The 14,669-nt window shown below is 30.5% G+C and carries 5 protein-coding genes; all 5 read right to left on the bottom strand.

Annotated features, from left to right (window positions below; translation table 11 throughout):
• The 5 genes from ALEK_RS00910 to metH all read right to left on the bottom strand — a co-directional run bounded on the left by ALEK_RS00910 (position 1) and on the right by metH (position 14,524).
• Positions 1 to 1,347, bottom strand: coding sequence for an efflux RND transporter periplasmic adaptor subunit (locus ALEK_RS00910; protein ID WP_071626711.1), 1,347 nt, complete (start codon positions 1,345 to 1,347; stop codon positions 1 to 3).
• A gap of 28 nt (positions 1,348 to 1,375) precedes the next feature.
• Positions 1,376 to 8,326, bottom strand: coding sequence for a DUF4347 domain-containing protein (locus ALEK_RS00905; RefSeq protein WP_071626710.1), 6,951 nt, complete (start codon positions 8,324 to 8,326; stop codon positions 1,376 to 1,378).
• Positions 8,316 to 9,056 carry an efflux RND transporter periplasmic adaptor subunit gene (locus tag ALEK_RS00900; protein WP_071626709.1) on the bottom strand — a complete coding sequence of 247 codons (741 nt, stop codon included), beginning with the start codon at positions 9,054 to 9,056 and terminating at the stop codon, positions 8,316 to 8,318. Before ALEK_RS00900 ends, ALEK_RS00905 begins: the two co-directional genes overlap by 11 nt.
• A 2-nt stretch (positions 9,057 to 9,058) precedes the next feature.
• Positions 9,059 to 10,777, bottom strand: coding sequence for a TolC family protein (locus ALEK_RS00895; protein ID WP_071626708.1), 1,719 nt, complete (start codon positions 10,775 to 10,777; stop codon positions 9,059 to 9,061).
• A gap of 270 nt (positions 10,778 to 11,047) precedes the next feature.
• Positions 11,048 to 14,524, bottom strand: coding sequence for a methionine synthase (metH, locus tag ALEK_RS00890; protein WP_071626707.1), 3,477 nt, complete (start codon positions 14,522 to 14,524; stop codon positions 11,048 to 11,050).
• Between the last annotated feature and the right edge of the window lie 145 nt (positions 14,525 to 14,669).

Raw genomic sequence — 14,669 nt, 5'->3', positions numbered from 1 at the left:
CTACCATCCAATCCATTGACGCATAGTTGTAATTGGTTTCTTAAATAAATAGAAGAATAAACTTACTTTCTGTGAATAAATTTTTGCAGTACCTCTTAAACCAATTGTTGGTGTAGAGTTTTTATCTTCGGATTTCAGTAAATTTGCACTAATGTTATAAGATAAAATTCCTTGAGGAGTCAATTCTGGTTTATATGTAATATGTGTAATATTTCCATTCCAAGAATTTAAAGGATCATTATCTAAAAATGCTTTTATTTCAGCATTATCTTCTAAAAAAATTGCATCACTTACTGGTAACATGATTTTTAATTCAATATTTTTTTTATCTGCTATCATTAAAATTCTTTCACCTGTAACAACTGGTTTACCTTTCCATTCATTTGGATTATGAATAATAGTAAAACCATCTTTTTCTGCATATATTAGCGTTTTGTCCAACTGTTCTTTAGTAAATTTTAATTCTGATTGCTTTAATTGAACTTCTGCTTTTAATTGTTCAATCCTATTCTTTTGTTTTGGATCATAAAAACTACCCTGCTCAGCTGTATGAAGTTGTGCTTTTGCAACATTAAGTGTTTTCTTTGCAATTTGATACTTATTTAAATAATCTGTGTCATTTAATTTTACTATCAAACTATCTTTTTTAACAAATTCATTTGGTTTAACTTTTATTTCATCAATTGCACCTTCTAATGAAGATGTAACAATAAAAGGATCTTTTGCTACAACTTCTAGAGGAGCTAATACTGTCATTTTTACAGGTAAAAACATTAATAAAAATATTACAACTATTAAATATTTAATATATTTACTTGAAAACTTCAACTTCTGTAATTTTGATTTAAAGCTACATTTTCTAGAAGCATATAAAAAATAAGAATACGAAGATGAAATATGAGATAAGATACTTTGTTCTTTTTCACTCCAAGGCTCTTTTTTTAATACTAATAAATAATACTCTAGTTCAACATCTTCTTTTTCTATACGAAGAGGTATTAAAAGAATATTTGAAGGACAATACTCTTTTAATAATTCTTTTTCATAATCATCAATATCTGAAGAAAAATCTAATAAATAAGGCTCTTTTATTTCTTTACTTTTTATTGTTTTATTTACAATACTTTCAATACATTGAACATAAGAAGAGTTAGAATCAATAGCTGAAATATCAGATATTGATTCTATTTTTAACTTTCCATTTAAATTAGGAGCAAGAAAAACTGCTTGTTCATATGAAACAAGTTTCCTTGTTTCATTCACAATTATATATTTTAATTCAGCATAGCTTTCACTATTTCGACAATTATGTTCTAACTGTAATAATGTTGATACATTAACTTCCAAAATTTTATCTTATCCCTCTTTTATAATTTTAGCTTGAAAATAATGAAGATACATTATCTCCATAAGATTCCATAACTTGATTCTGCATTGCTAATTGTTCTTTTAATCCAATAAAGTTATGCGCACTATTTTCTTCATTTCTATTTTCAATTGTTGATTGTTCATCATTATTTAAATCAATTTTTAAATTAAGAATTCTACTAGAACCATCTGAAGATACAGCTTTAATTGTAAGTTCTAACTCACCTTCATATTGACCTTTGATTTCTCCTGTTGCAGAATCAAAAGTAAGCCCTTCAGGTAAAGGATTACCATTAGATAATGTAACTTCATATTGTTGACCTACTTTAATATCGGTAATCTTAATCTCAACAAAAGTACCACTAATTGACATATCTTCAATTGATAAACCTAATACTGCAAAAGATTCTACTGTTTCAGGTGAGAATTGAACTTCTCCATTTGGACTACTAGAAATTTGTACATCTTGAACAATATCAGTTGTTGTACTAATTATAGGCTCCGGAGTTACATTGTTTGAGACAAATCCATCTCCAGTACTTCCAGAATTATCTCCTTCATTAGAATCTGTATTCAATACGCCCTCTACAGAGTCTCCTTCAAAAACATTTACATCAACATTTCCAACTTCAATTGGTGCATCAAAAGTAGCATCAACTTCAGGAGCTGGAATATCTACTTCAGGTGGAGATAATACAATTATTTCAAATGTTCTAGAAATTGTTCCAGCAGGATTAGCATTATCAGATATAATTACTTCTATATTAAACTTACCAGCTTCTAAACCTTCTCCTGAAATAATTCCTGTATTAGGATTGTAAACTATTCCTTTTGGAAGATTATTAATTTCGTAAGTATGAACATCAGTTAGATCTAGATCATTAAATAAAGATGATACATCTCTATTATAATCTTCCCCAAAAGATAAAATTACATCAATATTTTCATTAGATACTGTTGGAACATCATTTTCACCAGTAATTGTAACTGTTACATTTTCAGTAGCTGTTGCACCATTATCATCTGTTACTGTAATTGTAAATACTGCGGTTACAACTTCTCCTTGAGCTAGGAAATCTAATTTTGCTTCATTAATCGAATAATTCCAATTTACAGAACCATTATTATCATTAGCATCAACATTTGTAATAGTAAATGCAGCTTCAATATCAGCTTGTTGTTGAGAGCTTAATACTAAAGGTGTACTTCCATCTCTTAACACTGCACTTACATTTTTTGTCGATTCTGTAGCTGTTGGTCTATCTGTTAAATCCACATCTGTAAATGTTATAGAACCACTATCTGTTAAGATTGAACCTTCTGTAATCGAACCTTCTACATCTACTATTTGTATTTCTGGAATATCATTAGCCGCAGAGATATTAATAGCTAAATTATTACTACCAGTTGCACCAGTATCATCTGTAGCTGTTATTGCAAATGTTTCACTTGCATCTACTAATAAAGCATTTATTGCTGAATCATTCGGCTCAAATGTATATACACCTGTTGATTTATCTATTGTTAATGTACCCATATCTGATACTTTTGTAACTGTTGTTCCATTATCTGTTCCACCAGTTATTCCATAAACTAATGTTGAACCACTATCAACATCACTTCCCACTGCTGTTCCAGTTTGATTTGTAAAGTCATCATTTGCTGATGTATCTGTATAGTTAATTGGTGTTAATGTGGCTACTGTTGGTGCATCATTAATCTCTTGTATTTCTAGTTTTTGATTCGTTGAAACTGATGTATTATCTTTTTGTACGATACTTACCGTTAAAGTTTTATCTACTGTTGAATTACTTTGACTTAAATCTGAACTATTCTCATATGTAACTAATCTTGAAAGCTTTTCTAAAGCATCCCCATTTACACCTGATGGTGGATTTGCTTGTGTTACAGAAACATTATCTACAAATAATTGTGCTCCTAATGCTCTTCCTCCACTAAAGTCATATGAACCAGCTATAAATACAAACTGATATTCTCCATCAGCTGATACTGTAGTTGTTTTTGTTGCCCATGGTGTTGTTGCTCTTCCACTTGACCCTGTTTCATTTAAAATAATATCATACTTAGATGGATCGTTTACGTCTACTATGTATCCAAATACATCATAGGCATCACTTCCACCTTCTGCTTTCCATGTAAATGATACAGAATCACCTGCTTCTAAATTAACAGCTCCATCACTATATACATATGGTCCACGTAAAACTCCGTATCCATCAGAAGTTAATCTACTATTAAATTTTAAAACCTTATTTCCTGAATCATCAACTGTTGAAGTTTCTAATGTTCTTAAGTTTCCATATCCAGAATCATTTAATCCTCTATCCGCATTTGGCTGAGGATATGTCGGGTCTGTTGGTGTTGCTAAACCATCAATTGTATCTTGCCCTAAAATAACTCTATCATTTACAATCTTCCATCCTGGAATTGATACTGTTTCACCTACAGTGTTTGTCTCTACTCCCACTGTATTTGATTCCATATCTCCATTATTAAATCCAACTGTAAAGTTTATTCTTAAAGGATTTCCATTTTGACCATTTTTTGTACTATCTACTGAACCTATTATTGAAGCTGTTGTTCCATTTCCTAAATAAACTGAATTCCCTACTATTGAAATCGCACCATTTATTATATTTGCTGTATCTACTTTTTCTAAATTTAGTGTTTCTGTTGACTCAGAGTTACTTAAATCAAAGTCAATATATCCTCCACTATAATTTATACTACTATCTACTCCAACATTCATATTCTCTAATATCTTTATTGGTGATGATTGTTCATTATATTGAGCTACATTATCAGCCACTGCTGTTATATTTATTGTTAAACTTGTTGAAACAATATTTGTCCCATCTGTAACTTTTAATGTAAATACATCTGATGCATTTGTATCTAATGCATTTATATCTCCACTATTTGGAGAATATTTATAAGCACCTGTTGAGGCATCTATTGTTAAGCTTCCATATGTTCCAGCTAGTGTTGTTACATTACTTCCTGCATTGTCTATACTATATGTTAAACTTTGATTCTCTGGATCTGTTACTGTTAAACTATCGCTTATTTCTCCAAATACATCTGTATTTGCTGTATCTACTATTGTTTCACTTGCAGGTGTTGCAACTAAAACGTCATTAGCAGCAGAGATATTAATAGCTAAATTATTACTACCAGTTGCACCAGCATCATCTGTAGCTGTTATTGCAAATGTTTCACTTGTATCTACTAATAAGGCATTTATTGCTGCATCATTTGGTTCAAATGTATATGCACCTGTTGATTTTGTAATTGTTAATGTTCCCAGATCAGATGTTTTTGTTACAGTTGTTCCATTATCTGTTCCACCAGTTATTCCATAAACTAATGTTGAACCACTATCAACATCACTTCCCACTGCTGTTCCAGTTTGATTTGTAAAGTCATCATTTGCTGATGTATCTGTATAGTTAATTGGTGTTAATGTGGCTACTGTTGGTGCATCATTAATCTCTTGTATTTCTAGTTTTTGATTCGTTGAAACTGATGTATTATCTTTTTGTACGATACTTACCGTTAAAGTTTTATCTACTGTTGAATTACTTTGACTTAAATCTGAACTATTCTCATATGTAACTAATCTTGAAAGCTTTTCTAAAGCATCACCATTTACACCTGATGGTGGATTTGCTTGTGTTACAGAAACATTATCTACAAATAATTGTGCTCCTAATGCTCTTCCTCCACTAAAGTCATATGAACCAGCTATAAATACAAACTGATATTCTCCATCAGCTGATACTGTAGTTGTTTTTGTTGCCCATGGTGTTGTTGCTCTTCCACTTGACCCTGTTTCATTTAAAATAATATCATACTTAGATGGATCGTTTACGTCTACTATGTATCCAAATACATCATAGGCATCACTTCCACCTTCTGCTTTCCATGTAAATGATACAGAATCACCTGCTTCTAAATTAACAGCTCCATCACTATATACATATGGTCCACGTAAAACTCCGTATCCATCAGAAGTTAATCTACTATTAAATTTTAAAACCTTATTTCCTGAATCATCAACTGTTGAAGTTTCTAATGTTCTTAAGTTTCCATATCCAGAATCATTTAATCCTCTATCCGCATTTGGCTGAGGATATGTTGGGTCTGTTGGTGTTGCTAAACCATCAATTGTATCTTGCCCTAAAATAACTCTATCATTTACAATCTTCCATCCTGGAATTGATACTGTTTCACCTACAGTGTTTGTCTCTACTCCTACTGTATTTGATTCCATATCTCCATTATTAAATCCAACTGTAAAGTTTATTCTTAAAGGATTTCCATTTTGACCATTTTTTGTACTATCTACTGAACCTATTATTGAGGCTGTTGTTCCATTACCTAAATAAACTGAATTCCCTACTATTGAAATCGCACCATTTATTATATTTGCTGTATCTACTTTTTCTAAATTTAGTGTTTCTGTTGACTCAGAGTTACTTAAATCAAAGTCAATATATCCTCCACTATAATTTATACTACTATCTACTCCAACATTCATATTCTCTAATATCTTTATTGGTGATGATTGTTCATTATATTGAGCTACATTATCAGCCACTGCTGTTATATTTATTGTTAAACTTGTTGAAACAATATTTGTCCCATCTGTAACTTTTAATGTAAATACATCTGATGCATTTGTATCTAGTGCATTTATATCTCCGCTATTTGGAGAATATTTATAAGCACCTGTTGAGGCATCTATTGTTAAGCTTCCATATGTTCCAGCTAGTGTTGTTACATTACTTCCTGCATTGTCTATACTATATGTTAAACTTTGATTCTCTGGATCTGTTACTGTTAAACTATCGCTTATTTCTCCAAATACATCCGCATTTGCTGTGTCTACTATTGTTTTTACATTAGTACTTGTAACAATTGGTGCATCATCTACAGCATTTACTGTAATAGTAAATGTTTTAGTTACAAAGTCTGTTGCACCATCTGCTGTACCACCATCATCAGCTAACTTTACAGTAACCGTAGCTGTTCCAGATTGATTAATAGCAGAAGTATAACTTAGTGTTCCATTACTTGAAATTGTAGGTTGAGTAGAAAATAAACTATTATTATCATTTGTTGTTGTAAAAGTTAAAGATTGAGAATCTTCATCACTTCCTCCTCCTTCATCAATGCTTGTAATAAAATTACTTACAGATTGAGCACCTGCATCTTCATCTACTGTTTGATTAGAACCAATAGTAAACTCAGGAGTATCATTTACAGCAGTTATTTTTATCTCAAAATTAGTATCGGCCCCATAACTACCACTTTCATAACCTTTAAATGTAAAACTAGCTGTACCTGATTTATCAGAAACTGGGCTAAATGTTAGATTCACATAATCTGAGCTAGCAATAACTTGATTTAAAGTAACTGCTGTGCCAGATAGTTTTAAAACACCTAAATCACTAGAAGGTAAAGATGTTATTTGAGTTTGAGTATAAGTTCCAGTGTTTGATTTAAATGCATCTGAAGTAAATGTATAGGTAGTATCTTCTAAAATTGTCTCTGAACCAGATAATGAAGCAGAATATTCTAATGCATTAGGAATTATTTTAGTTACCCAATCACTAGTACTTGCACTACCTGTCGTTACATCTGCACCATATTGAGGGGCAGAAGAAGTAAAACCTGTACCAGCTATTCCTGTACTATAAAAATCAAATCCTAAAAATATTACAGTTCCAGAACCATATCCAATAGTTGCAATAGTTGCATTACTATCTGTACCATAAATTGCCGTGAAGTTATCTACTGTTCCTTTTCCAATTGAATCAGTGGCACTTAAATTAGATAAGCTCGCAGGTCCACCTTCAAATGGTGTACCTGCAGCATTAGCTGTATCTAAATTCCAAGAAGAACCTCCTTGAGTAGTTAAATCCCAACCAAAAATTGTATTTAAAAAATTAGTATCATTTGAACCATAAGTACCAGTCATCATAATTACTCCACCATCAGAAACCCAATCTTTAATAATTGTTTTTGATGCATCAGGTAAAAAAGACTGATCTAAAGGATTACCTCCTTCCATATCTGTCATAAAAAAGAAACCACTATTATCTAATTTTGAGGCTAAATCTGAATCAGTAAAGTTTTGAATAGAGGTATCTAAAGTATAATTACCACCCTTATTAATATTATCTTGAACAATACTTGCAAGGTTTGCATTTTCAGTACCACTTCCTGGATTTGAATCACTACCATTTAAATTAGGATAACTAAAAACTGATATTTGAACAGGAGCAAAAGTTTTATTATAACTTTTAATATTTATATTTTCAGTATCTATTAAACCATTAGAATACTCCAAATCCCAATCTCCACCAAGAGATTGAGCACCTGTAATATCATCTGAAGCTGCAACATCCGCATTTGTAAGTTCGGCAAGTTTATTTACAAAATCTTTTCCATTACCATTTTCACTTACATTACATCCATAAAGTAAAATATCACCATTTTGAGTTAGACTAGAACCAATATTTGATAAAGTATCATTAAGAGTATTTAGGCTTTCACTATTTATTACACTGTTTCCAAGAGTGATTTGCCCTTCACTACCATGTGATAAAATATGAATAGCATCTATACCATTTTTATCTTTTAATATTTCAGCAATTTGATCAAATCCATTTGATTCATTATCAATAATATAAACATCAATGTTTTCATCTAAACTATCAATTAATATTTGCTTATCTTTTACATTGCTATCTATGAAGGCAACTTCTTTTTTATTATTTAATTGTGATTCAGAAGCAGGAGGAGTATCATTTGTATCTGCCGAGTTATTCTCAAAGTTTGTATTATCCAATACTTCTACCGCCGTTGCAACCGCTGCTCCGTCAAATAGAAGTCTTGGCTCTAAGGCACTTATTAATGGTTTATTTTTCATCATCTGTTCCTTTATTATTTTTCATTTTAAATGTAGCAGTTGCGCTCATCCCTGGAATAATATTTGCATAAGGTTTTTTAAGAGAAACCCGTACTAATACAGTTTGACTTACAGGATCAACAACTGAACCAATTTCTTTTATCTCAGCATTAATAGTTGTTTTTGTTTCATCAATAACTATTTTTAAATCTTCATTCTTTTTTATCCAAGTTAACCATGAAGAAGGAACAAAAGTTCTAGCCTCAAGAGTATCTACACCTACAATTTCAATTATTTCCTCATTAGGTTTAATACTTTGAAATTGGTTAACTTTTTTTGAAACAACTCGTCCGTTAAAAGGCGCATAAATATTACATCTCTTTACATTTATAGATGCAATTTTATATTCAGCTTGTTGTTTTAAGTATTCTTGTTTTGAAATATCTACCTCAAAACTTCCTATAGACTTATAACTTTCAAGCTGTTTATTTTTTTTATATTTTAAGTGTGCAATATTTTTTTCAATACCAACTTTATTCTTCTTTGCTTTATAAACATCACAATTAAGTTTTACAAGTAAGGTACCTTTTTTAAAATAGTCACCTTCATTTTTTTTCAAATGTACAATATTTCCTGCTAGCTCACTTGATAAAACTGTTCTATCAAATGAACTAATCACAGCCCTAGAAGTTAGGCTATCTTGTGCATTTAAAAATGATAAGATTAATGCTGAACAAAGAAGCTTTTTCACGTTTATTTTACTTCAGTTGTTTGAATTTCTAAAAATGTCGAGCTAACATAACCATCTTCAATTTTAGACCATACATCGTTTTTAATACTAATAGTTTTAAGTATTTCAACTTTTTTATTTTTTTCTAGTACATATTTAACTTCACTATCTAAAGAAGCTTCTGCTCTTACATTTAAATTAGACGTTGCAATTCCATAAGTTTTAAATGTAGGTGATTTCATCTCTTTTTTCTCTACAGCAGGCATAATTTTTTTTACTAGCTTTTTTTCTACTTTTTTAGCTTTTACTTCTTCTTTTTTCATATCAGAATAAGTACCTAAAGAAGCAAAAATTCTTCCATAGCTATTTTGAACATTTGCATAAGATGACGAGTGTCTTAATGTAGATAAAATATAATTTAATTTTTCTTTAATAAATACTAATCTACTATTCATATTTAAATCATTTCCAACCTCTGTCAGATTAAAAATCTCTTCTGCAACATCTAAATACTCTTTTGATAATTCATACTCTTTTTTAGCTTGTTTAAAATTAACTATTGATAAATGTACTTGAGATAAAACAGCCATTGAAACAGCTAACTTTTGTTCTTTTGCTAACTCAATTTGAGTTTTTGCAATTTTATTATAAGTATTACCTTTAAAAATATTTATTAGATTCCAAGATACACTAGCTCCATACGATGCCCAATCATTATTTAGTAAATAATCACTATCATTATAATTTATTCCAGCATTTAAATTAATTCCTGGAAGCATCTTTAAAATAGCAGTTGTTGTTTCTTTACTAGAAATTCTTTCTTTATATCTACTCTCAAGAACTTCAGGTCTATTTTCTAAAGCAACTTTTTCCATATCTTCTAATGCCATTTTAATTTCAGGTAAATCATAGTTTTTTCTTACTTTTTCTGATAACTCAAATTTTGTACCAGGTTTCAACCCCATTAATTCTGATAACTCAAGTTTTGCATTCATTAGATTTCTTTCTAATGATTGTAAAGATCTTAAAACCTCTAATAATTCTCTTTGATAAGATAAAGCTTCCATTGGAGAAGAGACTCTTTGAAGTTTTACTTTTCTTGACTGAACTAAAGCATCTTTAACTTCATCTTTCATAGGAACAATTCTTTTTAATAAAGCATCTGCAGATACTGTTTGATAGTATGTCCTTCTAACTTCTTGAATTATATTTTGAGTAACTTTTTTCTCATTTTCTTTAGCCATTAAATATTTATCTGATTGTTGTTTAGCTCGAACATAAGATAAACCAAAATCTAAGATATTCCAGTTAAAAGAGACATCTGTTGTTGTTCTTTCCTTATCTTGAGAAACTGAATAAGAAGGTGTTCCAGAGATTTGATCTGGTTGTCCATTTGTAAAAGAAGTACTTGCCGATGCAGCATAATTATCTCGAACAGAATAACCAGCATTCGCAGCTAATGATGGTAACATATCATAATAGACCATATCAATTTGTTTATAGGCTAATGCAGACTCCATTTTTTGAACTCTATTTCTAATATTATTATTTACAGCTCTATCTATTGCCTCTTCCAAAGTAATTGCTTTTGTAATAGGTTTTACAATATTACTTAATAATTGTAAATCTTTTTTTACACTACTTTTAATATCTTTTGGTAACAATGGTTCTGGTTTAATTGAACATCCTGTAATAAAAACTGCAGCTGATAAAGACAATAAAATTGTTTTACTTCTTCTCATTAAAACTTCCTTGTGTTTAGTATTGATATTTGCAATATCCGATTTTATGAATAAGTATGTTATTTGGAGGTAATCTAATAACATTAAAAATTAAGAATAATTTCACTAAAACTTTACTTTTTAGTACAAATAACTTTTTTCTATTAGATTATAACAAAGAAAAGTGAGCGAATAATGAGTTTTATTTTTTTAATTGAGTTATTTAAAAATAATATTTGAATTATATATAATCTGATAAAGATTGAGATATAGAAAAGATAAAAATCTTTTCTATATATTGTAGTATTTCGCATCAAAGTGAGGAACAACTATAGCACAAGTTGTTTGCTCAGGATGCATTTGGAATGTTTCAGATAATTCGATTCCAAACTCTTCAGGATTTAATAAATCGAAGATATCTCTATTCATTGCTAAATCTGGACAAGCAGCGTATCCAGGAGAGTATCTACAACCTACATATTGTTTCATTTGAACATCATTTAAAGTATGCCCTTCTTTTGGAACAATATCTAAATCAAGTCTTACTTGTTTATGTAAAACCTCAGCTAAAGCTTCAGCAAGCTCAACACCTAATCCATGGATTTGGTAGTATTTAGTAAACTCACCTTTATTATAAAATTCTCTTTCATAATCAGCAACTTTAAGCCCAGCACTTGCAAGAGTAAAGGCAATAACATCGAGCCTATCATTTGCAAAATAATCAGCAATACATCTAAATGGTTTTCTCTTTTGTCTAGGGAATTCAAGTACTTTAATTGCTTTATCTAAAGAAGGAACATTTTTTGCTTCTTTTTCATTATTAAATAAATACTCTTTATCAAAGATATAAATTTTATTATCATGAGAAATACAAGGATAATAAGCATAAATTGCAATTGGATCAAAAATATTTTTGTCAATTAATTCTGCTTTTAGCTCTTCATACATAGGTTTTACAACCTCTTCTTCATGTTTTAAGAACTTTTCACTTGACTGCTTACCTCTTTTATATCCCCATCTTTGTCTATATAATACTCTATGGTTAATCCATTTGAATATTAATTCTTTATCAACTTTATCTCCAGTTCTAGCGATTCTGTCCCAAATTGGAGGGAAAGTAAACTCAGCTGGTTTTGGAAGTTCTATCTCTTCATATGGAGGAATAATAACTTCTTCTTTCTCAACCTTATCACTAGTATCAACAACTTCAATTAAATCAGCCGCTAAAGCCGTATTATCTGCATCTCCACTTTCAATTCTTTGCATAGAAACAACACCATCAAAAGCATCTCTACAATAGAAAATTGGTCCATCATAAATAGGTCTACAATAGTCATTAATGAAGGCTTTTGTAAGTGCAGCCCCTCCAAGTAATACAGGAATATCAATCCCTAATTTATGTAATTCTTCTAAATTATCTTTCATAACAGCAGTTGATTTTACAAGTAATCCACTCATACCAATAGCATCAGCTTTATGCTCTTTAACTGCAATAATAAAGTCATTTAAATCAGCTTTAATACCAATATTAATAACTTTAAATCCATTATTTGAAAGAATAATATCTACTAAGTTTTTACCAACATCATGCACGTCACCTTTTACAGTTCCTATTACTAATACCGTCTCAGTTGCTTTTTCTTCTTTTGGTAAATATGGATTTAATGCATCAACTGTTGCTTTCATAGTTTCAGCACTTTGAAGTACAAATGGTAATTGCATTTGTCCAGAACCAAATAGTTCCCCAATTATTTTCATACCATCAATTAACCATTCATTTACAATAACTTCAGGTTTTACTTCAAGTCTTAATTCATCCACTAAAGGAAGCATTCTATCTTTATCACCATCAAGTAATAACTTCTTAACTTTCTCAACAGCAGGAAGTTTTTGATACTCTTCATCACTCTCTTCTTCTTGAGCTTCTACATTTGAGAAGTGATCAATAAAGGCAAATAATGGATCTCCATTTTCTTGATTATCAAAGATTAAGTCATCACAAGCTTTTCTGTCTTCCTCTGTAATTTTATTAAGAGGTAAGATATGTTTTACATTTACAATTGCAGATGTTAATCCAGCTTTTACACAATGATCTAAATAAATTGAATTTAAATAAACTCTTGCTTTAATATCTAAACCAAATGAGATATTTGAAAGACCTAAAGTAGTTCCTACTTCTGGGTGAAGTATTTGGAATTCTCTAATAGCTTCCATAGTTTCAATACCTGCACTTCTATACTCATCATCACCAGAACCAATAGTAAATGTAAGCATATCAAATACTAAATCTGCAGGATTAAAGCCATGTCTATTTACACATAAATCATAAATACGTTCTGCCATTCTGATTTTGTCTTCTTTAGTTTTAGCCATTCCTACTTCATCAATAGTAAGACAAACTAATGCTGCTCCAAATTTCTTAGCTAGTTTACAAACCGCATCAAATTTTTCTTCTCCATCTTCTAGGTTAACAGAGTTGATAATTGGTCTTCCACCAATTTGTTTAAGTGCTGCTTCTAAAGCTGTAATTTGAGTTGAATCTGGCATAAGTGGAAGTGATACTTTTTGAGAGTAAAGCTCAACAACTTTATCCATATCATCTTTTTCATCACGCCCCGCAAATCCAACAGATACATCAATAATATGTGCTCCAGCTCTTACTTGTTGTTGTCCAACAGAAAGTGTTCCTTCATAATTATTTGCTTTTAGTAATTCCCTAAAGGCTTTAGAACCAGTTGCATTTGATCTCTCACCAATAAGTAGAGGTGCTGGATCTTGCTTTAATGGAACTGTATTAAATAATGATGCTAAGGAAGCTTTTAAGAAACCATTAGGTTTTTTAGGAACTATTCCTTCAATTGTTTCACTTAAAACTTTAATATGCTCAGGTGTTGTACCACAACATCCACCTAAGAAAGAAACTCCATTAATATCTAAGAACTCTTTTTGTAAAGAAGTAAACTCATCAGGTCCCATTGGATAATAAGTCTGACCACCTCTATTTTGAGGAAGTCCTGCATTTGCATGAACTGATATTGGGAATTTACAAACTTCACTTAAAGTCTTAACATGTTTAAATACTTGTTTTGGTCCTGTACCACAGTTAAATCCAAGTGATAAAATATTAAAAGGTTCCATAATAGCTGCAATTGTTAAAGCATCAGTACCAATAAGCATAGTTCCTGACATTTCAATAGTTACAGATACCATAATTGGTATTTGTGGAGCAGCATCTGTTAAGGCATGAAGTGCGGCTTTAATTTGTAATGGATCTTGACAAGTTTCAAGTAAGAAAATATCTGTTCCACCATCCCTTAATCCTTCTGCCATTTCTTTATAACCTTCATACATATCGTCATATTTAATATGACCTAATGATGGAAGTTTTGTTCCAGGTCCAATTGATCCTAAAACAAATCTTGGTTTTGAAGCAGTGCTATATTTAACACAAGATTCTTTTACTAAAGATGCTCCTAACTTTGATAATTCATAAGCAGTTTGAGGAATATCGTATTCATCTAAAACCCATGACATTGAACCAAAAGTATTAGTTGTTATTAAATCTGCTCCTGCTTTTGCATAAGCATCATGAATAGTTCTCAATACATGAGGAGCAGTTAAATTTAGAAGTTCATTACACCCTTCTAAATCTGCACCTTCGTACATCCACTCTTGAGCTTTAATATCAGCAAGTTGAAGCTGTGTCCCCATAGCTCCGTCAATTACCAGTACTTTGTCGTCGATTAATTTTTTGAATTTTTCTATCATTTTATTCTCTATTTTTGATTATTTATTTATGATTATAATTATTATTGATATTTATTATTAAGAGTGTATTTAAATTTTCGTTAAAAAGTTGTTAAGCAATAAATTTTGGCTTTTAAATATCAACTCTAACATACATACTTCTTAT

The organism is Poseidonibacter lekithochrous, from assembly GCF_013283835.1.
GTDB lineage: Bacteria > Campylobacterota > Campylobacteria > Campylobacterales > Arcobacteraceae > Poseidonibacter > Poseidonibacter lekithochrous.
This window is presented reverse-complemented; position numbering and strand designations above follow the sequence as displayed.

What these genes read in the sequence shown, in the direction of transcription:
- ALEK_RS00905 (WP_071626710.1), bottom strand. Translation starts at nt 8,326, where the DNA reads ATGAAAAATAAACCATTAATAAGTGCCTTAGAGCCAAGACTTCTATTT.
- metH (WP_071626707.1), bottom strand. Translation starts at nt 14,524, where the DNA reads ATGATAGAAAAATTCAAAAAATTAATCGACGACAAAGTACTGGTAATT.
- ALEK_RS00895 (WP_071626708.1), bottom strand. Translation starts at nt 10,777, where the DNA reads ATGAGAAGAAGTAAAACAATTTTATTGTCTTTATCAGCTGCAGTTTTT.